The sequence below is a fragment of the Aeromonas sp. S5(2024) genome, assembly GCF_041403025.1.
GTDB lineage: Bacteria > Pseudomonadota > Gammaproteobacteria > Enterobacterales > Aeromonadaceae > Aeromonas > Aeromonas hydrophila.
In genome coordinates this window covers 155,732-178,161 of record NZ_JBGLRI010000009.1, presented here as the reverse complement: position 1 = coordinate 178,161, position 22,430 = coordinate 155,732, and the positions used below count along the sequence as shown (strand labels likewise).

The window sequence follows — 22,430 nt, the reverse complement described above, 5'->3', positions numbered from 1 at the left end:
CCCCCTTCTTGCTAGAAAACGGCAGGCGTGAGCCTGCCGTTTTTCGTATCCGGACGAGTTCTGTTACGAATTTCTATTCGCACATTTTGCCAAAATCCCTATGATCGCTCTCCAAGCCGTTCAGGAGTTACCCATGCTGCGCCTCTGTTATCGCGCCATTTTGTTGTGCTGGTTTACCTGCTGGAGCCTGGTGGCTGCGGCAGAAACCTCCCTGGACAAGGATCAGCTGGGGCTGGCGGAGCGGCTCTGGCTCGCCTCGCGCAGCGACCTGGTGGTCGGCATGCCGTCGGTGGCCTGGCCCCCCTACATCTATGCCAATAGCCGGGGTGGCTTCAGCGGCCCGCTCGACGATTTTGCCACCCTGATTGCCGGCCGGCTGGGGCTGACCGTGCGCTACAAGACTTACCCCTACTATGCCGGCGCCCAGCAGGCTTTGCTCGATGGCGAGGTGGACATGCTGATCGGGGTGACACCGAGCCAGTCGCGTCAGCAGAAGATGCGCTTTACCTCGGATCTGATGACCCTGCCGCGCGGCGTGCTGCTGGCGCGAGAGGAAGGGGAGCCGACTCTGGCGACGGCGCGCCAGCTGCGCTGGGTGTGTGAACATGGCTTCAGTTCCTGCGAGGAGCTGGCGGAGCTTGGCATGACCCAGCTCACCGAGGCGGACAGCAGTGACGAAGCGGTTTTCATGGTGAAGAAGGGGCTGGCGGATGCCTATCTCTCCGATCTGCCCTCTCTGGTTCGCCTGCAGCGCCTGCAGCAGCAGGCCGGACTCAAGGTGATCACCCCGGAATGGGTGACGGACACCTCGCTGGCCATGGCGGTAGGGCCTGACAACCAGGGACTGCTCGGTCTGCTGGAGCTGGCCCTCAACGACATTCCGCTGGATGAGCGGCGCCGCATTCTGGAGACCGGCGGAATAGTTGACTATGAGCTGGCCAACGGTCCCCGCCAGATCGTGTTCAACCAGAGCGAGCTCGACTGGCTGACCCGCCATCCGGCCCTGCGCTTCGGGGTGGCGCCGGACTGGCCGGCGGTGAGCGAGATCGATGGTAATGGTCAGCTCAAGGGGTTCATCGCCGACATGCTCAAGCTGGTGAGCCTGCGCTCCGGCCTGCAGTTTACCCTGGTGCCCACCAGCAGCTGGGCCGAGACCCAGGCGCTGTTTCAGGCGCGCAAGCTGGACTTCATCCCGGCCATCACCCCGACTGCGGAGCGGCGTCAATACTCCCTGTTTACTCCCGACTACGCCTTCATCCACCGGGTGATCGCCGCCAGACAGGGGAGCGAGGAGCTGGACAACCTCAACGAGCTCAAGGGGCGACGGGTGGGGATTGTCGGCGGCTCGGTGGAGGAGCTGGTGCTCAACGAGGTGGGAGCCCACCCGGTGACGGTGAGCAGCGATACCAAGCTGTTGCCGCTGCTGGACGGGCATCAGGTCGACTACGTGCTGATGAGCATGACCACCCTGGAGCAGGCGCTGCAAAAGGGGTTCAACAACCGCTATCAGGTGGTGTTCTCCGGCAACGAGCTGCGGGTGCCGGTCGCCATGGCGGTGCACCAGCAGGACCCCATGCTGCAGCAGATCCTCACCAAGGTGCTGCTCTCCATCCGCCCGGAGGAGATGACCAAGCTGGAGCACAAGTGGCTGGCTCTGACCATCCAGACCGGCATCAACCCTGCCACTGTGGCGCTCTGGTCCGCGGTCGGCGTGGGCGCTTTCCTGCTCTGCGTGCTGCTGTTCATGGGCTGGAACCGGACCCTGCGCCGCCAGATAGTGCAGCGCAAGCTGGCTGAGCATAAATTGAACGAGCAGCTGACTTTCGTGCAGACCCTGCTCAACTCCCTGCCCAACATGGTGGTGCTGCGGGATCGCGAGCAGCGCATTACCCTCTGCAACCAGGCCTATCGGGATGCCTTCATCGGTGAGCTGACCCAGGATGATGGCGACGATCTGGACCGCATGCCGGCCAGAGAGCGGGAGCGGGTGCTGCGCGAAGAGTTGGGGGTATGGCAGAGCGGCGAACAGCTGGAAGGGGCGGGCAACAGCCGCCGTCAGGATGGCGCCATGTTCCACGTCATCTACACCAAGCGTCCCTATCGCTCGCCAAAGGGCGACATGCTGGGGGTGCTGACGGTGCTGACCGACGTGACCCGCATCAAGGAGGCCGAGGCGCGGGCCCGCAAGGCGGAGACCCGGCTCACCCAGATCACCGACAGCATGCCGGGCATCGTCTATCAGTACCTCTGGCTCGGCCCTGGCAAGGGGCGTTTCCTCTATGCCTCGCAGGGGGCGAGCGAGATCCTGGGCGCCAGCCGGCAGGAGATATTGTCGGCCGAGTCGGGCGGCGAGGTGTTCGGCTTTACCGAGGAGGCACTGCAGGATTTCGTCAGCAAGGTGGCCAATCATGCCGAAACCCTGGCCCCGCTCGATCTGGAAGTGCGGGTGGAGCGGCCGGAGGGGGCCCGCTATCTGCAGGTGCGCGGCAGTTTCGTGCCGCAGGAGGAGGGGCACCTGATCCTCAACGGGGTGATCCAGGATATCACGGCCCTCAAGCACCAGGAGCACGACCTGAGGGAGGCGCGCGCCTATGCCGAGCAGGCGATGCAGGTGCGCAGCCGTTTCCTGGCCACCATGAGCCACGAGCTGAGGACCCCCATCTCCGGCATGCACGGCATGCTGGAGCTGCTGCAGATGAGCGAACTGAACGACGACCAGCGCTATTTGCTGCGCAACGTGGTGACCTCCACCAACAACCTGCTCTATCTGGTCAACGACGTGCTCGATTTCTCCAAGATAGAGGCGGGTCAGTTGCAGTTGCACTATCAGGATTGCCGCCTCGCCTCCGTCATCTGCGACGTGATCCGCGGTCACGCGACTCTGGCCCATGGCAAGGGGCTCAAGGTGACGCTGGAGTGGGCGCCGGAGGTGCCGGATCAGGCCCGCATCGATGCGGTGCGGGTGGGGCAGGTGCTCTCCAATCTGCTCAACAATGCGGTCAAGTTTACCGAGCGGGGCGAGATCCGTATCCAGGTCAGCTTTGAAAAGGAGCGGCTCGCCATCGCGGTCAGCGACACCGGCATCGGCATTGCCGAAGACAAGCAGGATCGCCTGTTCACCCCGTTCGAGCAGGTGGAATCCGACATAACCCGACGCTTCGGTGGTACCGGGCTCGGCCTTGCCATCTGCCACCAGCTGGCCCAGAAAATGGGGGGCACGCTGGTGCTCGAGAGCAAGCCGGGGCACGGTACCCGGCTCACCTTCGACTTCCCGCTGGCGGCGTGTCAGTGGGATGCCCCGCCGCTGGCAGGCCACGATTGGTGGCTGTTTGGCGAGGATGCGGCCCTGCAGAGCGCGATGCAGCGGCTGGGAGCCAGGCTGCATCGTCTGGATCCACAGCAGTGGCAGCAGCCGGTGAGTGGTTTGTTATTAGCAGAGGAGAGCTGGCTCGAGCAGGCCCTTGGCTGCGAGTGGCTGACACATTTGCAGCGCTCGGCCCTCAAGGGCATAGTGCTCTCCCCGCAGGAGGCCCTGCGCGGCCGCATGGGGTCGGGTGCCTGGTGGCGGCTGGGGCAGTCTCCGCTCTATCCCGATCTGCTGCTGGAGACCTGTCACCAGCTGCTGGGAGAGGCGGCGATCAGCCCGGTCGAAGCCAATGCCCCCAAATTGCAGGGACGGGTGCTGGTGGCCGACGATCACCCCATCAACCGTGCGCTGCTGGCTCGCCAGCTGGCGATCCTCGGGGTGGATGCCGAGGTGGTGGACGACGGTGACAAGGCCCTGCGCACCTGGCAGGGGCAGGCATTCGCCCTGCTGCTGACCGACTGCCACATGCCGGTGATGGATGGCTACAGTCTGACCCGGGCCCTGCGGGCACAGGGGGAGTTGGCTCCCGTCATCGGGGTGACCGCCGATACATCCGAAGAGGCCAGCCTGCAGATGCAGGAAGCCGGCATGAACGACATGCTGTTCAAACCCTATACCCTGGAGACGCTGCATCAGATGCTGATGCGCTGGTTGCCGGTGAGCCCTCAGACCCAGGAGCCGGACCAGCCCGCTCCGTCGGCCAGCGAGCAGGGGGAGTGCTGGATCTCGCTGTTTGGCGATGAGGCGGTGGCGCGCAGCATGGCGCGGGAGTATCTGGATTCCAATCGCCAGGACGGCGATGACATGATGCAGGCACTGGCCAGGCAGGACACCTATGCCCTGGTGGAGACGGCACACCGCATCAAGGGGGCTGCCCGCATGGTGGGGCAGCAGGCTCTGGCGGAGGAGGCGGCCCGGCTCGAAGCGGCGGCCCGCCTAAAGCAGCTGGACGAACTTACCGAGTTGAGTCAGACGGTACTGGCGCTGATGAACTCTATTACATGCGAAATTGGATTATGGCTCGATGAACAAGACACAGCATGAGTTGGTGATCATGGTGGTGGAAGACCACGCGTTCCAGCGCAAGGCGTTGATGCACCAGATCCGCGGGCTCGGTTACGGCTCCCTGCTGGAGGCGCAGGACGGGGTGGAGGCACTGGCCATGTGTCAGCGTCATCAGGTCGACATCCTGTTTTGCGATCTGCGCATGCCGGGCATGGACGGCATGGCGCTGCTGCGTCGCCTCTCGCTGGGCGGTTTTCGCGGTGGCATCATCCTCTCCAGCGCGCTGGAGGATGACGTGGTCGAGGCCGTGCTGCGCATGAGTGCCGCCTATGGTCTGCAGGTGCTGGGGCGCATCGAGAAGCCCTCTAGCCAGCAGCAGATCAGCCAGCTCATCGGCGCCTGGCGCCCGCAGCAGGAGCGAGCCCAGGAGGAGGACGGCCACCGCCTGACCCTGGATGAGCTGAGCCTGGCGCTGGAGCAGGATCAGCTGCTGCCCTGGTATCAGCCCAAGGTGAGCTTCGGCTCCGGCCAGTGGGTCGGCATGGAGGCGCTGGCGCGCTGGCAGCACCCGGAGTACGGCCTCATCTCGCCGGCCCGCTTCATTCCGCTGGCGGAACACAACGGTCTCATCGATCAGCTGACCGAGGTGATCATCAGCAAGTCGCTGCGCGATGGCCATCTGTGGGAGCAGACCGGGCTCTCCCTCAACCTGTCGATGAACCTCTCCACCACCTCCCTCATCGAGGGGGATCTGTGCAATACACTGATCAACCAGTGCCAGCGCTGGAGCATCAACCCCGAGCTCATCACCCTGGAGGTGACCGAGAGCTCGTTCGTGAAGGATCTGGGCAAGTCGCTGGAGGTGCTGACCCGCCTGCGCATGCACGGCTTCGGCCTCTCCATCGACGATTTCGGTACCGGCTACTCCTCCATGCAGCAGCTGGCCCTGCTGCCCTTCACCGAGCTCAAGCTGGATCGCTCTTTCGTCGATCGCTGCTTTGAGGACCCCTCCCGCTTGGCCATAATAGAGTCAAGCATCGAGCTGGCCCGCAAACTGGGGCTCAAGTCCGTCGCCGAAGGGGTGGAGGATGAACTCACCTGGCGGCTGCTGGCGCGGCTGGGGTGCGACGTGTGCCAGGGCTTCTTCTCGGCCCGGCCCATGCCGCGTGAGGAGTTGATGGGATGGCATGACTCCTGGCGTGAACGGCTACCGGCGCTGCTCGGGGAGTGAATGTCGGGCAGGATGCCCACAACGAAACAAGGATGTTCATGAAAATTTCAAGCAAGTTGCTGCTCAGCTTCTGTTTTATCAATCTGCTGGTGATCCTCTCTTCCAGCCTCGTCTACCACCAGCTCGGTCGCATCGGACAGGCCGGCAACGCCCTGCTGGAGCAGGCTCTGCCCGCCCTGCAACGGGATGAAGCCAGCCAGAAAGCGCTGGTGGCGACCATCTCCTCCCTGCGGGCCTATCTCATCCTGGGCAAGGATCCGGCGCAGGCCGCCCGCCTCAAACAGGAGTGGGAGGGAGCCTGGCAGGTGATCGAGCATCAGCAGTTCACCACCGAGCTGGCCCGCTCGCTCAAGGCCTTTAAGACCAGCCAGCAGAAGGTGTGGGACATCGCCCATACCGACGAGAACCTGCCCGCCCATACCCTGATGCTGCAGGAGGCGGGGCCGCTGGCGGAGTCGGCCCTCGATCAGCTGCAGTCCTTTGCCAACGAAGAGGTGGCCACCCCGCAGGATCAGCTGCCCGGCGATCGCCGTCTGCTGCTCAAGCAGGTGGGGGATGCCTACAACGGTCTCTCCAATGCGCTCTCCGCCCTGCGCGACTTCCTCATCTCCGGGGATCCGGACTATCGCACCAAATACCAGGATTATTACCAGTTCCACCAGCAGCGGGTGGCCGAGCTGAAGCAACAGGAGGCCAACTTTACCGAGGCGCAGAAGGGGATCTGGTCGCTGTTCGAGGAGATGTCGGCCCCCTTCGCCGAGCTGGTAGGGCAGGTGATCAGCAAGCGGCAGGCACCCGACTGGGATCAGGCCAACCATCTGATGGCGACCGAGATTGAACCGGCTCTCGGTCAGCTGGCGACCCAGCTGGCCGGCCAGGTGACCCAGACCCGCGCCGAGGTGGAAAGCATGGGCCAGAAGATGACCAGCGCCGGTCAGACCATCAATCGTACCCTGCTGCTGGCCACCCTGACCGTGATCGTGCTGGGCACCCTGGTGGCGCTGTTGTTCAGTCGCCGCCTGACCCGGGACATCGCCAGCCTGGTGCTGCGGGCCGATCTGGTGGCCAACGGCCGGCTGCCGGCCCGCCCTCTGCCGGTGCAGAGCCAGGATGAGCTGGGCGGGCTGACGGGCTCCATCAACCAGATGTCCGGCCAGCTGCGCCAGCTGGTGGGGGAGATCCAGGGGGCGGTGGGGCAGGTGGACGGGGCCTGCGGCGAGGTGGGCAGCACCACCCGCGCCATCGTCACCGATCTGGCGAGCCAGAATCAGCGGGTCGATACGGTGGCGGCGGCCATCGAGCAGATGTCGGTCAGTACCCGGGATGTGGCGGGCAATATTGCCGAAGCGGCGCGGGCCGCTCAGCAGGCGGAGCAGCAGACTCGCCAGGGCGGCCACGAGCTGGCCCGCATGACCGCCACCATGCAGCAGATTGCCGCCATGATTGCCGAGGCGAACGAGGCGATGGGCCAGCTCAGCAGCCAGAGCGAGCAGGTGGGACGCGTCACCGAGGTGATCGCCACCATCGCCGAGCAGACCAATCTGCTGGCGCTCAATGCCGCCATCGAGGCGGCGCGAGCCGGCGAGCAGGGGCGCGGGTTTGCCGTGGTGGCCGACGAGGTGCGGCTGCTGGCGAGCCGCACCAGCCAGTCCACCGAGGAGATCAGCCAGACCATCGCCAGCATCCAGCAGCAGACCCGCCAGACCGTCAACACGGTCGGCAGCGGTACCCGCTTGGTGGAGGAGGGGCGCGGCGCCGTCGACTCGGTGACCGGTACCCTGAATGCCATGCTGCAGCTGGTGCAGGATCTGTCGGGCCAGCTGGGGGCCATCGCCACCGCGACCGAGCAGCAGTCACGGGTGGCTCAGGAGGTGGCGGGAACGGTGGAGGAGATCGCCGGCCTGAGCCGGCAGTCGAGCCAGCGCAGCCAGCAGGGGGAGGAGATAGTGGCCCGGCTGGCGCAGGATACCGGTCGCTTGACGGCGGTGATCTGCCGCTTCGAACTGGATGCCTGAGGCGGACAAGGCGTATGAAAACGGGGCAGGCCGCTGGGCCTGCCCCGTTTTTTAGCCTCGCTGGCGCAAGAGAGGATTGCTCGGGCCAGCCAGCGGGAGTTCGGTGTTGATTGCCGGGTCAGTCCAGCCGGCGGAAGGACTGGTTGTCGAAGCTGCTGCTGGTCTCCTGATTGAGCAGGCTCACCAGCAGGATCGCCCGCTTATCGCCGTCCGGCTCCAGATAGATGGCTTCGAAGCCGGCCAGCGGACCGGATTCTATCAGCACCTTGTCGCCCTGGGTCGGCAGGCTGGCGTAGCTGGCGCGGGCCTCGTCGCTGTCGTCCCGACTCATCAGCTGATAGACCAGCTGGCTGCTGATGGAGGTCCACTCCCGACCGAAGTGGATGATGCGGCTGATGCCGCGGGTCGACTTCAGGGTGACCGGGGTGACCTCTTCCAGATCCACATAGATGAACAGATAGTTGGGGAACATGGGCTCCCGCACCGGGACACGCTTGCCCCGCCGCAGTTTTTCAATTTCCACCATGGGGTAATAGGACTCGATCCCCTGGGCTTCGAGATGGGCGCGGGCGCGGGCCTCTTCTTTTGGCTTGCAGTAGGCCAGATACCATTTTTTCATGTGCTGAATATGTTCGTGTTGCCGTGCTCGCCGATATGATAACGGCAGCAAAAAAAAAGGCCACGCATTGCGTGGCCTTTTTTGCCGAGTGAGTGATTACCAACCTTTCACCAGGCCGCCCTTGAACAGTTCCAGCCCTTTCTTGTAGACGTCGTCGGTCTGGAAAGCCTGTACGAACTGTTTGACCTTCTCGTCGTCCTTGTTGTTGTCACGGGCAACGATCAGGTTGACGTAGGGGGACTCTTTATCCTCAACAAACAGACCGTTCTCGGTCGGGGTCAGCCCGATCTGGCCGGCGAAGGTGTTGTTGATGATGGCCAAGTCCACGTCTTCCAGCGAGCGCGGCAACTGGGCAGCTTCCAGCTCGACGATCTTGAAGTTGCGCGGGTTGCTGGCGATGTCCAGTACGGTCGCTTCCAGACCGGCGCCTTCCTTCAGCTTCAGCAGGCCTTGCTTCTCCAGCAGGATCAGGGAACGGCCCAGGTTGGTCGGATCGTTCGGCACCGCGATCTGGGCGCCATCTTTCAGCTCGCTCAGCGCCTTGATCTTCTTGGAGTAACCGGCGATCGGGTAGACGAAGGTGTTGCCGACCGGCACCAGCTTGAAGCCGCGATCACGGTTCTGGGCATCCAGATAGGGCTTGTGCTGGAAGGCGTTGACGTCGATGCTGCCATCGTTCAGCGCCACGTTCGGGGTGACGTAGTCGGAGAAGTTGACCACTTCGACGGTCAGGCCGTATTTCTCCTTGGCCACTTTGGCGGCCACTTCAACCAGTTCGGTTTCGGGGCCGGCGATGGCGCCTACTTTCAGGGTCTTGTTCTCTTCTTTTTGACCGCAACCGGCCAGTACCAGAGTGGCCAGCAGGGCTGCCGCAACGGATTTGATGCCAAATTTCATAAAACCTCCTGTCAGAAATCGACGATTAACGATGATCACATTTGTTGACCAGGCGCTCACCCGCGCTCTGGATGAGTTGAACCAGTACGACCAGAATAACCACGGTCACCAGCATGACGGTCGGGTCGAAGCGCTGATAGCCGTAACGAATACCCACATCGCCCAGACCACCGCCCCCGATGGCACCGGCCATGGCGGAGTAGTTCACCAGCGTGACGAGGGTGATGGTGACGCTGTTGAGGATGCCGGGCAGGGCCTCGGGCAGCAGCACCTTGGTGATGATTTGCAGGGGCTTGGCGCCCATGGCCTTGGCCGCTTCCAGCAAGCCGTCCGGCACCTCCATCAGGGCCCCTTCCACCAGGCGGGCGATGAAGGGAATGCAGCCGACGGTCAGCGGCACGATGGCGGCGATGGTGCCGATGCTGGTGCCGACGATCAGCCGGGTCAGCGGGATGATGGCGACCAGCAGGATGATGAAGGGTACCGAACGACCCACGTTGACCACCATGCCCAAGGTACGGTTGAGCAGCGGGTTGGCCAGGATCTGGCCGGCCTTGGTCACGTGCAGCGCCACACCGAGCGGCAGACCGAGCAGGCAGCCGAACAGGGCGGAGGCAAACACCATGATGAGGGTGTCGCCCAGGGCCGTGAACAGCAGATTAATCATGGCTTCGGACATAACCCATTACCTCCAGCTGAATATGGTTGTCGATGAGGAACTGCTGGGTCGCCTCGCACTGGGCTTCATCCCCGAACAGTTCTGCCAGCAGGAAGCCGAATTTGACGCCCCCGGCGTATTCGATGTCGGCGCTCAGGATGCTGATGTCGATGTTGAAACGGCGGCTCGCCTCGGAGATGAGCGGCGTGTCGACCGTGCTGCCGGTAAAGCCGAGCTTCACCAGCGGATAGCTGCCGGGGACCCGCTCCGCACTCATCCGATCCTGATACTCCTGGGGCACTTCCAGGTGGATGGTGGAGTGGATGAAATCCCGCGCCAGCTGGGTCTTGGCATTGCTGAAGAACCAGGCCACTTCGCCCTGTTCGATCAGCCGGCCGTCGCTGATGATGGCCACTTCGTCACAGATCCCCTTCACCACGTCCATCTCGTGGGTGATGAGCAGGATGGTGAGCCCCAGCTTGACGTTGATCTCCTTGAGCAGGGTCAGGATCGAGCGGGTGGTCTGCGGGTCGAGGGCCGAGGTGGCCTCGTCGCACAGCAGTACCTTGGGGGCCGGCGCCAGCGCCCGGGCGATGGCGACCCGCTGTTTCTGGCCACCGGAGAGCTCGGACGGATAGGCGTGGGCACGGGCTTCCAGCCCGACCAGTGCCAGCAGCTCTTCGACCCGTTGCTGGATCTTCTCTCTGCTCCAGCCCGCCAGCTCCAGCGGGAAGGCGATGTTGGCGGAGACGGTGCGGGAGGCGAGCAGGTTGAAGTGCTGGAAAATCATCCCGATCTGGCGGCGAGCCTGGGTCAGATCCCGTTCGCTCAGGGCGACCAGATCCTGGCCGTCGACAATCACCTGACCTTCCGTCGGGCGCTCCAGCAGGTTGACGCAGCGGATGAGGGTACTCTTGCCGGCACCGGAGGCGCCGATCACCCCGAAAATTTTGCCTTGCGGCACATGCAGGCTCACGTCACGCAGGGCGTGCACGGCATCACTGCCTTTACCGTAGACTTTGTTGAGACCGATCAACTTAATCATGGATTCTTCCGTGCTAACAGCCTTAAAGCACAGGGCGCTACAGGCGGGTGAATTGGGCAGAGGTTTCACTGGGTTGCTCTGCCATCATGGAGGATGATGCTAAGATGTCTGGATGGCCGTGTCAACGCGTGTTTATACATCTAGACGTCTAAAAAAGTGCTAAGGATTCCCGCCTGCCGACTAACGCCGACGGTGATCTCGCTCACATCAATATTGTATTTGGTGCTATGGCATAATTGCCGAATATCACATGGTAAATATCCGCTTACAACCTCCTTTATTAGCCGCCAACCGGATTCACCTGCTCATCCTTTTATTGCCTCCGGGTTGGCACAAATCATTCCACTTTGTGTCGATCGCTGCTTTCTTGGCCACTGGCTTGATGCAGCACAACAAGGGCCGTGCTTTGGCTTGGATTGCAATTGCCTGTTTTTTATACTTAAAGGGCACGATATACAGGAGGGCAACCTGATGCGATTTCAACAAATCAAAGACTTGCTGCTCTATCTGGAGCAGGTGCATCACCAGCTTGGGCTCGGTTACGGGCGCCTCATGGCACAGGTGGATGGCGAGCGCAGCCGGCTGCTGCTGGCCTATCTGCAGCAGCGGGAGGCGGCGGCAAAGAGCCAGCTGGATGACTACCTGAATGAACTTGGCGAAGGGGTGAAGGAGACCTGGCTGGAGCGAGGCTTCAGCGAGGATCTGCTGCCCGGGATCCGGCGCCTGAGCCTGCCCGCCACGGCCCAGACCCAGGACATAGTGCAGCTGGTGTGCCGTCAGGAGGAGAAGCTCATCGGTGAGCTCAGCCATCTGGCCCGGGAGTGTCCGACCGAAGAGACGGTGCGGCTGCTCGGCGGCCTGGCCGAGCAGGAGCAGACCCGCCTGACCCGCTTGGTGCACGGCGCCCATCGGCTCGACGACTTATAGGAAATAGCCGGCCGGGCGACATGTCCCCGGGCGATAAGTAGGGTGAAAAATGGGCGCTGAAAACAGCAGAGGCCCGGCAATGCCGGGCCTCTGCTGTTTGTTCACGACGGTGTCATGCCGACTGGCGGGCGGCGGTGAGCTCGGCAGCGTGCAGGGCGGCGCCTATGATGCCGGCCTGATTGAGGTTGGCGGCCGCCACCAGCGGGGCCCGGGTCTCAATCTTGTCGATGAACTTGTCGAGCTTGGCGGCGCTGCCGCCGCCCAGGATGAAGAGGTCGGGGGAGAACAGAAACTCGAGGCGAGCCAGGTACTTGTTGAAGCGCTTGCCCCAGCGGCCCCAGGAGAGATCCTCGCGCTTGCGCACCGCGTCCGAGCAGTAGTGCTCTGCCACCATGCCTTCCAGCATCAGATGACCCAGCTCGGTGTTGGGCAGCAGCTGACCGTTGACGAACACGGCGGTGCCGATGCCGGTGCCGACCGTGACGAGGATGATGACCCCCTTGCTGCGATCCTTGCCGGTCCCGAAGCGCATCTCAGCCAGGCCAGCCGCATCGGCGTCGTTCAGCACGTGGCAGGGTTGGCCAGTGACGTCGGCGAACAGGTGAGCGACGTCGGTCTCAATCCAGCTCTTGTCGATGTTGGCCGCGCTCTTGGCGATGCCGTTGTGGATGGTGGCGGGAAAACCGCAGCCCACCGGGCCCTTCCAGTCGAAGTGTTCCACCAGCGCCTTGAGGGTATGAGCCACGGCGGCCGGGGTGGCTGGCTGCGGCGTCACCAGTCGGTGACGTTCACCAATCAGCTCGCCCGTTGCGGTGTCGACCAGGCATCCCTTGATCCCCGAGCCACCGATATCCACTCCCAACATCTGCATCAGCTTGTTCCTTTTATAGTGCCGACGATCGACCGTCGGCAGAGCATGAAAAAATGGCTTCGATCCGGCAAGGGGCAGATCGTCTATGCGTGATCCGGCAGACCTTTTTCGATGCAGCGGATCAGCAAGCGCGTCTTTTTGTTGTCATCCTGCTGGCGTTTGGCCAGCGTTGCCAGCGCCCATTCGATATGTTCGGCCACCATGGGCTCGGCTGCTGCCAGCGCCTGCTGCAGGGCCGTCATGACCTGCGGGCTGGCCGGACCGTTGCCAAGGGCCACCGCCAGGTTGCGGCGCCAGCGCTGATAGCCGATGCGGCGGATGGGGCTGCCTTCGGTGTGCTTGAGGAACTCGCTCTCGCTCCAGCCCCACAAGGTCAACAGCGGCGGGCGATGCAGATTGGGGCGCGGGCTGAAGTCGGGCTCCGGGCTGGCGTTGGCATAGCGGTTCCAGGGGCAGATGAGCTGGCAGTCGTCACAGCCATAGATGCGGTTGCCCATCAGCGGCCGGAACTCTTCAGGGATGGGGCCGTCGTTCTCGATGGTGAGATAGGAGATGCAGCGACGGCCGTCCACTACGTAGGGGGCGATGATGGCGCCGGTGGGGCAGATATTGATGCAGGCCACGCACTTGCCGCACTGCTCTTTCTCCACCGGGGCATCCAGCGGCAGCGGCAGGCTGAGCAGCAGCTCCCCCAGAAAGAAGAAGGAGCCCGCCGACTCGTTGAGCAGCAGCGAGTGCTTGCCCACCCAGCCGAGGCCTGCCTTGGCCGCCAGCGGCCGCTCCAGAATGGGGGCCGAGTCGACGAAGGGGCGCCAGCCCAGCGCCTCGCAGCGCTGCTCGATGCGCTCTCCCAGCTGCTTGAGCCGGTTGCGCAGCAGCTTGTGGTAGTCGCGACCGAGGGCATAGCGGCTGATGTAGCCGAGGGTGGGGTCGCGCAGGGTGGCGGCAAAGCCCGCCTCGAACGGCAGATAGTTCATCCGCACCGACAGCACCCGCAAGGTGCCCGGCAGCAGCTCGTGGGGGCGGGCCCGCATCATGCCGTGGCGCGCCATGTAGTCCATGCTGCCGTGATGGCCTGCATCGAGCCAGGCCTGCAGTCTGGGCTCCTCGAGGGTGAGATCCGTGTCGGTGATACCGGCCTGGTCGAATCCTAGCTCGCTCGCCCAGAGCTTGATATCTTGGGCCAGTTGATGGAGTTCGGTGGTAGTCATGGGGCCGTCTGCCTGCCCGGGTGCTGACCGGGATGGAGGTGTACTGTCATGCTGTATCGCATCTCTGGGGTCTTGTTGCCAAGGTTGACCGACGGGCATGGCGGTTGCCGTCATACTGCATCATGTGCCCGGTGCCAGCTGGCCCGGATGAATGGATGAGAGTCAGGAGCCGTCATGGTACAGATCATCGGGGATGCTATCAGCGGGAAAGAGGTGCGCAGTTTACCACAATCACTGTGGCGGGCTGAACAGATCCGTGCCCTGGAGCGGGAGTGGGCCGAGCGCGAAGGGCTGGTACTCTATACCCTGATGGAGCGGGCCGGGGCGGCACTGCGCACCTACGCCACCCACCACTGGCCGCACAGCCGATGCTGGTGGATCTTCACCGGCCCCGGCAACAACGGTGGCGACGGCTATGTATTGGCCCGCCTTGCGAGGCAGTTGGGGCTGGAGCCCCAGGTGATTGCGCTGAGGGATCCCGCCGAGCTGACGGGAGACGCCAGGCGGGCCGCCGACGAGTGGCTGGCGACGGGGGGCACAGTGGTGTCGGCCGAGGCGGGCGAACTCGACCGGCTGCCGGCCCCGGACTTGGTAATCGACGCACTGCTCGGCACCGGTGTCCATACCCGGCTGTCACCGCTTATGACAAAGATCGTCGCAACAATCAATGGCTTGCAGGTGCCCGTGCTATCGGTGGATCTCCCCTCCGGCCTCAATGCCGACACCGGCTGCGCCATGGGGGCCGTGGTGCGCGCCAGCCGCACCCTCACTTTCATCGGTATCAAGCAGGGCCTGCTCACCGCCGACGGGGTGGATTGCGTCGGTCGGCTCGACTGCGACCCCCTCGGCGTCAGCGTCCCGCCCGGGTGGCAGGCGGCGGCCGAGCGCATCGATTATCCCTCCCTGCACGCCCGGCTGACACCGCGCCAGCGCTCGTCCCACAAGGGCTCCCACGGCAAGGTGCTGCTGGTGGGGGGCAATGCGGGGATGCAGGGGGCCATCGTGCTGGCCGCTCGTGCCTGCCTGCGGGCCGGTGCCGGTCTGGTGCGGGTGTGCCAGCATCCTGACCAGCTGCCCGCCAGCCTCTACCAGGCCGAATTGATGGGCAGTCAGGGCGGGGACGAGGAGCGCTGGGCCTCGGTGCGGGTGGTGGGACCCGGCCTGGGTCAGGATGAGTGGGGTCGGCGCCATTTTGAGTCATTTGTTAACGAGCAGGTGCTGCTGGTATTGGATGCCGATGGATTGAATTGGCTGGCGCAATGTCCCCGTCATCAGGATAATTGGGTGCTCACGCCCCATCCGGGCGAGGCTGCCCGCCTGCTGGGCTGCACCATTGCCGAGATTGCCGCGGATCGTTTTGCCGCGGTGCAGCGTCTGCAGCAGCGTTTCGGCGGTGTGGTGCTGCTCAAGGGGGCGGGGACGCTGATCCACGATGGCAAGGGGATGGCGCTCTGCGACGAGGGCAATCCCGGCATGGCCAGTGGCGGCATGGGCGACCTGTTATCTGGTATAATCGCCGCCCTTTTGGCCCAGGGCTGGTCTGCCGCCGAGGCAACCCGACTGGGCGCCGTGATCCACGGGGAAGCGGCCGATCTGGCCGCTGCAGACGGAGAGCGGGGCATGCTGGCATCAGACCTGCTGCCTTTTATCCGTCGACTGGTAAATCCCGACACCATAACAAGCTAAAGAAGAACATGGCAAAACAGTTGATGATGACACTGCCGGACGAGGCAGCAACAGTGGCACTGGGTGGCCGACTGGCCCACGCCTGCCAGCAGGCAACCACGGTGTTCTTGCACGGCTCTCTCGGGGCCGGCAAAACCACCCTGACCCGGGGCTGGGTACAGGGGCTGGGGCATGAGGGCAAGGTCAAGAGCCCGACCTATACCCTGGTCGAGCCCTATGAGCTGGCCGACTGGCAGCTCTACCACTTCGATCTCTATCGATTGGCCGACCCGGAGGAGCTGGAGTTCATGGGGATCCGTGACTACTTCGGCGCCAACACCCTCTGTCTGGTGGAGTGGCCGGAGAAAGGGGAAGGCTGGCTGCCCGCCCCCGATCTCGACATTACCCTGAGTTATGCAAACGAGCAGCGCGAGGTCCTGATAGAGGCTCGCACCGCTATTGGCGAAGCCATTCTGGAACGGTTGTCATCTACGTGCGCTTGATCCTTGTTATTGCCCTCTCCCTGCTGGCCTTACCCTCCTGGGCGAATCAGCTCAAGAGCGTGCGGGTGTGGCCGTCGCCGGACAACACCCGGGTGGTGCTCGACATGAGCAGCGCCCCCAATTACAACTACTTTACCCTGACCGGCCCCGACCGGCTGGTGATCGACCTGAAAGGGGCGAGCAACGTCACCAATCTGGCCCGCATCGAGAACAAGAGCGAGCTGGTGCGCAAGATCCGCGAGAGCTCACCGCTGGAGAAGGGCGGTCTGCGGCTGGTGCTGGATCTCAGCTCCACCATCAAGCCGGTGGTGTTCCCGCTGGCACCGGCGGGGCCCTACGGCCACCGTCTGGTGATCGACCTGCCGTACGAAGAGAAGGCCTCCGCCGCGGTGCAAGCCACGCCGGTGGGTGGCAAGGGCAAGGGAGTGGTGATTGCCATTGACCCGGGCCACGGCGGCGAAGACCCGGGCTCCATCGGCCCGCGTCGCACCTACGAGAAGCGGGTGACCCTGGCGGTCTCCCAGAAGCTGGCCGCCCTCATCGACCGCGAGCCCGGCATGCGTGCCGTGCTGACCCGGCGCGGCGACTATTTCGTCGATCTGAACAAGCGCTCCGAGATTGCCCGCAAGGCCAAGGCCGACCTGCTGGTGTCGGTGCACGCCGACAGCTTCCACAATTCGACCCCGCGCGGCGCCTCTGTCTGGGTACTGTCGACCAATCGCGCCAACCGCGAGATGGGCAGCTGGCTGGAGAAACAGGAGAAGCAGGGCGAGCTGCTGGGGGGCGTCGGCAAGGTGTTGGCCGAATCGGACCCGAACCCCTATCTGGCGCAGACCTTCCTCGACCTCTCCATGGACAAGTCCCGCGCCGAGGGTTATGACGTCAGCCGCCAGATCCTGCGCTCGCTGGGCCGGGTGGCCAGGTTGCACAAGAAGGCACCGGAGCACGCCAGTCTGGCGGTGCTGAAGGCGCCGGATATCCCCTCCGTGCTGGTGGAGACGGGCTTTATCTCCAACCATGCCGAAGAGCAGTTGCTGGCCACCGCCAGCTATCAGGATCAGCTGGCCCGCGCCATCTTCGAGGGGATCCGCAACTATTACCGGGCCCATCCGACCAAGGGAGCCATGCTCACCGGCAAGGGGCAGGGCAACAACAAGCAGGCGGCGGTCAGCCGACCCGTCCCCACCAGCAAGCCGGTCGCCGTCAGCAAGCCGGCGGCGCAACCGGTGCAGCAGGTAGTGACCAACCGGATGCCGGCCACCGAGCCGAATCGCAGCAGCGATGGCGGGGCACCGGTCAGCAGCGTTGGCGGATCCTCGTCCGGCGCCGGGGTGATCAAGCCCTACGTGGTGGCGGCCAAGGAGCCGAGTGCCCCGGTCGCCAGCGTGCAGACCAACGACAAGGCCAACATGCTCCGTCATGTGGTCACCCGCGGGCAGAGCCTTTCCCGGCTTGCCGAGAAATACGGGGTCAGCCAGGCGCGGCTGGTGGAGATCAACAAGCTCAAGTCGCGGGACATCCAGATAGGGCAGGTGCTCTATATTCCGCAAAAATAGCGCTGGATGAGCCGCAGGACCCGTCCCTGCCACTGGCAGGGACGGGTCCGGTGAGCCGTTATTGAATCCCGCCGATTACCCGCGCCTTCAACCATCAGGAGTCAGTGATGCCGATCCGTACCTTGTCCCCTGTTCTGGCCAGCCAGACGAGCGTGGGCTGTGGTACGGCAGCGTGGCTCTCATCCGGGGCGATTGCCACAGCCACCCCGTTCAACCAGCAGGAGTAAGCGATGCCAATTCGTATATTGCCGCCGATTCTGGCCAACCAGATTGCTGCCGGTGAGGTGGTGGAGCGGCCCTCCTCCGTGGTCAAGGAGCTGGTGGAAAACAGCCTGGATGCGGGTGCCGACCGGGTCGAAATCGACATCGACAAGGGCGGAGCCAAGCTCATTCGCATTCGTGACAATGGCGGTGGTGTCGCCAAGGATGAGCTGGTGCTGGCACTGTCGCGCCACGCCACCTCCAAGGTCGCGACCCTCGACGATCTGGAAGGGATCAACAGCCTGGGCTTTCGCGGCGAGGCGCTCGCCTCCATCAGTTCGGTCTCCCGGCTCACCTTCACCTCCCGCACGGCGGAGCAGAGCGAGGCCTGGCAGGCGCAGGCCGAAGGGCGGGAGATGAGCGTCACCGTCAAGCCGGCGGCCCACCCGGTGGGTACCACGGTAGAGGTGGTAGACCTATTCTTCAACACCCCGGCGCGGCGCAAGTTCATGCGCAGCGAAAAGACCGAGTTCGCCCACATCGACGAGCTGGTGCGCCGCATCGCGCTCTCCCGCTTCGACGTTACCCTGATCCTGCGCCACAACGGCAAGGTGGTGCGCCAGTACAAGGCCGCCAATACGGTGGCGGAGCAGGAGCGCCGGCTCGCCGCTGTGTGCGGCTCTCCCTTTATGCATCACGCGCTGGCGGTGGAGAGCGAGCACAGCGACGTGCGGCTGTGGGGCTGGCTGGCGACCCCGGAGGGCGCCAGGCCGCAGAACGATCTGCAATACACCTATGTCAATGGCCGCATGATGCGCGACAAGCTCATCAACCACGCCATCCGCCAGGCTTATGACGAGCTGCTGCCGGCCGACCGGTTCGCGGCCTACGTGCTCTACATCGAGCTGGATCCCCGTCAGGTGGATGTCAACGTCCATCCGGCCAAGCATGAGGTGCGCTTTCATCAGGCCCGCCTCATTCACGACTTCATCTTCCAGGCGCTGTTTACTGCCCTGCGCCAGCAAGGAGCAGCCAGCGATGAGCCCCTGGCCGAGACCCTGGTCGAGCTGCCGGTCAGTGCCCCCATCGAGTATCCGGGTCAGGCCCCCAGAGCCGAGTGGTATGGCGCCGAGCACAACTACCGGGCGCCGGCCCGGGAAGTGCGGGAAGGGAGTGGTGCAGGGAGAGCGGGCAACTACCAGCCGCCCGAGCCCCTCAGCCGGGAGGCGATGCGCGGCATGGGATCGCTGCTCACCACCCTGCCGGCGGTGCAGGGCACGCCGCTGGCAGTGGCTGAAACCGCGCCTGTTGCCGCTGCCGTGCCCGCCAAAGCGGGGACGTGGCGGGCTTTGACCCTGGTGGAACAGGCTTATCTGCTGCTGGAGCGAGACAACCGGCTGGCCCTGCTGTCGCTGGTGCGGGCCGAGCGCCTGCTGCTGCGCCACTGGCTGCTGGAAACCTGGGGTCAGGGGCTGGCTGCCCAGCCGCTGCTGTTGCCGGTCTCCTTCAAGCTGCCGAAAAATCTGGTCGCGCTGGTCGAGCAGCAGGATCGTTTGCTCAAACGGATGGGGCTGGAGTTGAAAAGCGGCGGGCGCGACACCATGATCCTGACTCGGGTGCCGGCGTTGCTGCGCCAGACAGATCTGGTGCGCTTATTACCCGAATTGTTGCAACTGATCGAGAGCGGATCTGACAGTGATGCCGGCCAGCAGGCTGAAGTACTATGCCAATGGCTGGTGGAGCAGGGGATAAGTCGCGAAAAAGTATACGATTTTGCCACGGCCAACCGCCTGCTGACGGAACTTGTTGCCGATTTCAGTGACCAACTGGCAGACGTTCGCATGGTGCGCCCGCTGGCGCTGGCGAGTGTGCTGACCGAGTTCGCCGATGGCCATTGAGGGGGAATGCCCCTCTTGAACCCATAAACCAGTTTTTTGCAGGTGCGCCGCACAGGCGGCGACCATGCAAGGGGAGTTTTTTACGTGGCTGACTTGCCGACTGCAATTTTTCTGATGGGGCCGACGGCCTCCGGCAAGACGGATCTCGCCATCGAACTGTGCCAGGCGTTGCCCTGCGACATCATCAGCGTGGATTCCGCGCTCATCTATCGCGGCATGGATATCGGCACCGCCAAACCGAGTGCCGCCGAGCTGGCGCTGGCGCCGCACCGGCTGATCGACATCCTGGATCCCGCCGTGAGCTATTCGGCGGCCGATTTTTGCAAGGATGCGCTGCGGGAGATGAAAGAGATTGCCGACCGCGACCGGATTCCGCTGCTGGTGGGCGGCACCATGCTCTATTTCAAGGCGCTGCTGGAGGGGCTCTCTCCGCTGCCCTCCGCCGACCCCGTCATTCGGGCCGGCATCGAGGAGGAGGCCGCTCGCCTTGGCTGGCAGGCACTGCACGATGAACTGGTGCGCATCGACCCGGTGGCCGGTGCCCGCATCCATCCCAATGACCCGCAGCGGCTCAGCCGGGCGCTCGAAGTCTACCGCATCAGCGGCAAGACGCTCACCGAGCTGACCCAGGTGCAGGGGGAGGGGTTGCCCTATCGCGTGTTGCAGTTTGCCATCGCACCGAGCGATCGCGCCGTGCTGCACCAGCGCATCGAGCTGCGCTTTGACAAGATGCTGCAGGGCGGCTTTGAACAGGAAGTCAGGGCGCTCTACCAACGGGGCGATCTCACCCCGGATCTTCCCTCCATCCGCTGCGTGGGATACCGCCAAATGTGGGACTACCTGGCGGGGGAAGTGGAGTATGATGAGATGCGCTATCGCGGAATTGTTGCCACCCGCCAGTTGGCCAAGCGTCAAATGACCTGGTTGCGCGGTTGGTCTGATGTGACCTGGTTGGAATCTGGTGAGTCTGGCAATCTGGCAAGGGTCGTCGCCCGTGCCGGAGTGGCTTGACACTCCTGTATAATCAGGTTGTTATATTGATATCCGGTGTTTAAAAACAACAAACTATAAGGAAAAGAAGATGGCTAAGGGGCAATCTCTCCAAGACCCGTTTTTGAATGCGCTGCGCCGTGAGCGGATTCCTGTTTCTATCTATTTGGTGAACGGCATCAAACTGCAGGGTCAGATCGAATCGTTTGACCAGTTTGTCATTTTGCTGAAGAACACCGTGAGCCAGATGGTCTACAAGCACGCCATCTCTACCGTGGTGCCGGCCCGTGCCGTCAACCACCACCAGCATGCGCCGGGCGCGGCTGGCGAAGAGCAGGGTGAAGCCGAGGCGTGATATCCCGGGACGAGGCGACTCGTCAACCCAGATTCATCATGATTCCTGTCAAGGAGCAAGCGCTTGTTTGACCGTTATGAAGCCGGCGAACAGGCCGTTCTGGTACATGTCAACTTCAGTGATGAGGGTGAGCGGGAGGATCTGGAAGAGCTCAAGATGCTGGTGAGCTCGGCCGGGGTCAATGCGCTGGGGGTGATCACCACCAGCCGCAGTGCGCCCAGCGCCAAATTTTTTGTCGGCAGCGGCAAGGCTGAAGAGATAGCGTCCCAGGTCCAGATGCTGGATGCCGACGTCGTCATCTTCAACCATGCCCTGACCCCTGCCCAGGAGCGCAACCTGGAGCGTCTGTTCCAGTGCCGGGTAGTGGACAGGACCGGCCTGATCCTCGATATCTTTGCCCAGCGCGCCCGTACCCACGAAGGCAAGTTGCAGGTCGAACTGGCCCAGTTACGCCATCTTTCTACTCGCCTGGTGCGAGGCTGGACCCACCTTGAACGTCAGAAGGGCGGGATAGGCCTGCGCGGCCCGGGTGAAACTCAGCTGGAAACCGACCGTCGCCTGTTGCGTGAGCGCATCAAGGCGATTTTGCGTCGGCTCGACAAGGTGGCCAAGCAGCGGGAGCAGGGGCGTCGTGCCCGCAACCGCAACGAGGTGCCGACCGTTTCCCTGGTGGGTTACACCAACGCCGGAAAGTCCACTTTGTTCAACCAACTTACAGCTGCCAGCGTGTATGCTGCCGACCAATTGTTCGCAACCCTGGATCCGACCCTGCGCAAATTGGTGATCCAGGATGTGGGTGATGTGATTCTGGCGGATACAGTTGGATTTATTCGACACTTGCCCCATGATCTGGTCGCGGCCTTCAAGGCGACGCTGCAGGAGACCCGCGAAGCGGACCTGCTGCTGCACGTGGTGGACTGTGCCGATGATCAGATGCAGGAAAATATCGAGTCGGTGCAGCAGGTGCTGGCCGAGATCGAAGCCGATGACCGACCCCAGCTGATGATCTGCAACAAGATCGACAAGCTGGGTGAACATCCGGTCGGGCTGGAGCGTGACGAAGAGGGGCGCCCGGTGCGGGTCTGGCTGTCAGCCCAGACCGGGGAAGGGTGTGCAGACCTGTTTACGGCCCTGACTGAATTGCTGGCCGGATCCATGGTGCACCATACCCTGCAGTTGCCGCCTTCGGCCGCCAGATTGCGCAGTGCGCTCTATCGCCTCAAGGGCATCGAGCAGGAAGGTTTCAGCGAGGAGGGGGATTTTGTGTTGGAAGTCCGCCTGCAACTGGCTGACTGGAACCGCCTCATGAAACAAGAAGGTGAGAGTTTACAACGCTTTATCAGGCATTGATTCGTCGATGAGATGAATGTTTGCTGGCTTCATCAACGGTTGATGGCCCGATAGAGATGATATCCA

At 63.4% G+C, this 22,430-nt stretch carries 17 protein-coding genes; 11 read left to right on the top strand and 6 right to left on the bottom strand.

What is annotated here, in order from left to right; all coding sequences use genetic code 11:
* The first annotated feature begins 133 nt into the window (after nucleotides 1-133).
* Genes ACB032_RS17305 through ACB032_RS17295 form a run of 3 tightly spaced genes read left to right on the top strand, consistent with a single transcriptional unit; the run spans nucleotide 134 to nucleotide 7,618 of the window.
* Nucleotides 134-4,411, top strand: coding sequence for an ATP-binding protein (locus ACB032_RS17305; protein ID WP_371138412.1), 4,278 nt, complete (start codon nucleotides 134-136; stop codon nucleotides 4,409-4,411).
* Nucleotides 4,392-5,603, top strand: coding sequence for an EAL domain-containing protein (locus ACB032_RS17300; RefSeq protein ID WP_029301722.1), 1,212 nt, complete (start codon nucleotides 4,392-4,394; stop codon nucleotides 5,601-5,603). Before ACB032_RS17305 ends, ACB032_RS17300 begins: the two co-directional genes overlap by 20 nt.
* 38 nt (nucleotides 5,604-5,641) lie before the next feature.
* Entirely contained in the window at nucleotides 5,642-7,618 is a 1,977-nt protein-coding gene (locus ACB032_RS17295; protein ID WP_371138411.1) for a methyl-accepting chemotaxis protein, read from the top strand.
* 118 nt (nucleotides 7,619-7,736) lie between these two features.
* On the opposite strand, the gene rfaH is transcribed toward ACB032_RS17295, so the two are convergent.
* The 4 genes from rfaH to metN form a co-directional block, all read right to left on the bottom strand.
* Nucleotides 7,737-8,237 (bottom strand): transcription/translation regulatory transformer protein RfaH, encoded by a 501-nt coding sequence (rfaH, locus tag ACB032_RS17290; RefSeq protein WP_016349600.1) that lies wholly within the window; start codon nucleotides 8,235-8,237, stop codon nucleotides 7,737-7,739.
* Nucleotides 8,238-8,333: 96 nt separating this feature from the next.
* Nucleotides 8,334-9,134, bottom strand: coding sequence for a methionine ABC transporter substrate-binding lipoprotein MetQ (metQ, locus tag ACB032_RS17285; RefSeq protein WP_371138410.1), 801 nt, complete (start codon nucleotides 9,132-9,134; stop codon nucleotides 8,334-8,336).
* Nucleotides 9,135-9,159: 25 nt separating this feature from the next.
* Entirely contained in the window at nucleotides 9,160-9,813 is a 654-nt protein-coding gene (locus ACB032_RS17280; protein ID WP_011704854.1) for a methionine ABC transporter permease, read from the bottom strand.
* The gene (gene metN / locus ACB032_RS17275; protein ID WP_371138409.1) at nucleotides 9,794-10,837 is read right to left on the bottom strand and encodes a methionine ABC transporter ATP-binding protein MetN; all 1,044 of its coding nucleotides are present in this window, start codon (nucleotides 10,835-10,837) and stop codon (nucleotides 9,794-9,796) included. Before metN ends, ACB032_RS17280 begins: the two co-directional genes overlap by 20 nt.
* Before the next feature lie 471 nt (nucleotides 10,838-11,308).
* Between metN and ACB032_RS17270 the strand changes: the two genes are divergently transcribed.
* On the top strand, nucleotides 11,309-11,764 hold the full coding sequence (locus ACB032_RS17270; protein ID WP_049047628.1) for a hypothetical protein: 456 nt from the start codon (nucleotides 11,309-11,311) through the stop codon (nucleotides 11,762-11,764).
* A gap of 112 nt (nucleotides 11,765-11,876) precedes the next feature.
* Here the strand turns inward: ACB032_RS17270 and ppgK are convergent, their stop codons facing one another.
* Together ppgK and queG are read right to left on the bottom strand one after the other, a co-directional pair.
* A complete protein-coding gene (gene ppgK / locus ACB032_RS17265; protein WP_011704857.1) occupies nucleotides 11,877-12,635 on the bottom strand; it encodes a polyphosphate--glucose phosphotransferase in 759 nt (252 codons plus the stop codon).
* Nucleotides 12,636-12,718: 83 nt separating this feature from the next.
* Nucleotides 12,719-13,846, bottom strand: coding sequence for a tRNA epoxyqueuosine(34) reductase QueG (gene queG / locus ACB032_RS17260; protein WP_024944326.1), 1,128 nt, complete (start codon nucleotides 13,844-13,846; stop codon nucleotides 12,719-12,721).
* 174 nt (nucleotides 13,847-14,020) lie between these two features.
* Here queG and ACB032_RS17255 point away from each other — a divergent pair, with 174 nt between their 5' ends.
* The 7 genes from ACB032_RS17255 (at nucleotide 14,021) to hflX (ending at nucleotide 22,364) form a co-directional block, all read left to right on the top strand.
* Entirely contained in the window at nucleotides 14,021-15,532 is a 1,512-nt protein-coding gene (locus ACB032_RS17255) for an NAD(P)H-hydrate dehydratase (protein WP_371138408.1), read from the top strand.
* A gap of 8 nt (nucleotides 15,533-15,540) precedes the next feature.
* Nucleotides 15,541-16,014 carry a tRNA (adenosine(37)-N6)-threonylcarbamoyltransferase complex ATPase subunit type 1 TsaE gene (gene tsaE, locus ACB032_RS17250; protein ID WP_011704860.1) on the top strand — a complete coding sequence of 158 codons (474 nt, stop codon included), beginning with the start codon at nucleotides 15,541-15,543 and terminating at the stop codon, nucleotides 16,012-16,014.
* Nucleotides 16,005-17,570: an N-acetylmuramoyl-L-alanine amidase gene (locus tag ACB032_RS17245; protein ID WP_371138407.1), complete on the top strand. Its 1,566-nt coding sequence runs from the start codon at nucleotides 16,005-16,007 to the stop codon at nucleotides 17,568-17,570. Before tsaE ends, ACB032_RS17245 begins: the two co-directional genes overlap by 10 nt.
* A gap of 230 nt (nucleotides 17,571-17,800) precedes the next feature.
* Nucleotides 17,801-19,669 (top strand): DNA mismatch repair endonuclease MutL, encoded by a 1,869-nt coding sequence (gene mutL, locus ACB032_RS17240; RefSeq protein WP_371138406.1) that lies wholly within the window; start codon nucleotides 17,801-17,803, stop codon nucleotides 19,667-19,669.
* A 93-nt stretch (nucleotides 19,670-19,762) separates the two neighbouring features.
* Nucleotides 19,763-20,680, top strand: a complete 918-nt coding sequence (gene miaA, locus ACB032_RS17235) for a tRNA (adenosine(37)-N6)-dimethylallyltransferase MiaA (protein WP_323878018.1) — start codon at nucleotides 19,763-19,765, stop codon at nucleotides 20,678-20,680.
* Between the two features lie 70 nt (nucleotides 20,681-20,750).
* Nucleotides 20,751-21,014: an RNA chaperone Hfq gene (hfq, locus tag ACB032_RS17230; RefSeq protein ID WP_011704864.1), complete on the top strand. Its 264-nt coding sequence runs from the start codon at nucleotides 20,751-20,753 to the stop codon at nucleotides 21,012-21,014.
* A gap of 63 nt (nucleotides 21,015-21,077) precedes the next feature.
* Complete coding sequence (hflX, locus tag ACB032_RS17225; protein WP_039213909.1) at nucleotides 21,078-22,364, top strand: ribosome rescue GTPase HflX; 1,287 nt, start codon at nucleotides 21,078-21,080, stop codon at nucleotides 22,362-22,364.
* The last annotated feature ends 66 nt before the right edge of the window (nucleotides 22,365-22,430 follow it).

Coding starts and splice junctions, on each gene's coding strand:
- ACB032_RS17280 (WP_011704854.1), bottom strand. CDS start 9,813: ATGTCCGAAGCCATGATTAATCTGCTGTTCACGGCCCTGGGCGACACC.
- ppgK (WP_011704857.1), bottom strand. CDS start 12,635: ATGCAGATGTTGGGAGTGGATATCGGTGGCTCGGGGATCAAGGGATGC.
- metN (WP_371138409.1), bottom strand. CDS start 10,837: ATGATTAAGTTGATCGGTCTCAACAAAGTCTACGGTAAAGGCAGTGAT.
- rfaH (WP_016349600.1), bottom strand. CDS start 8,237: ATGAAAAAATGGTATCTGGCCTACTGCAAGCCAAAAGAAGAGGCCCGC.
- hfq (WP_011704864.1), top strand. CDS start 20,751: ATGGCTAAGGGGCAATCTCTCCAAGACCCGTTTTTGAATGCGCTGCGC.
- queG (WP_024944326.1), bottom strand. CDS start 13,846: ATGACTACCACCGAACTCCATCAACTGGCCCAAGATATCAAGCTCTGG.
- ACB032_RS17295 (WP_371138411.1), top strand. CDS start 5,642: ATGAAAATTTCAAGCAAGTTGCTGCTCAGCTTCTGTTTTATCAATCTG.
- ACB032_RS17305 (WP_371138412.1), top strand. CDS start 134: ATGCTGCGCCTCTGTTATCGCGCCATTTTGTTGTGCTGGTTTACCTGC.
- ACB032_RS17270 (WP_049047628.1), top strand. CDS start 11,309: ATGCGATTTCAACAAATCAAAGACTTGCTGCTCTATCTGGAGCAGGTG.
- mutL (WP_371138406.1), top strand. CDS start 17,801: ATGCCAATTCGTATATTGCCGCCGATTCTGGCCAACCAGATTGCTGCC.
- ACB032_RS17255 (WP_371138408.1), top strand. CDS start 14,021: ATGGTACAGATCATCGGGGATGCTATCAGCGGGAAAGAGGTGCGCAGT.
- metQ (WP_371138410.1), bottom strand. CDS start 9,134: ATGAAATTTGGCATCAAATCCGTTGCGGCAGCCCTGCTGGCCACTCTG.
- ACB032_RS17300 (WP_029301722.1), top strand. CDS start 4,392: ATGAACAAGACACAGCATGAGTTGGTGATCATGGTGGTGGAAGACCAC.
- tsaE (WP_011704860.1), top strand. CDS start 15,541: ATGGCAAAACAGTTGATGATGACACTGCCGGACGAGGCAGCAACAGTG.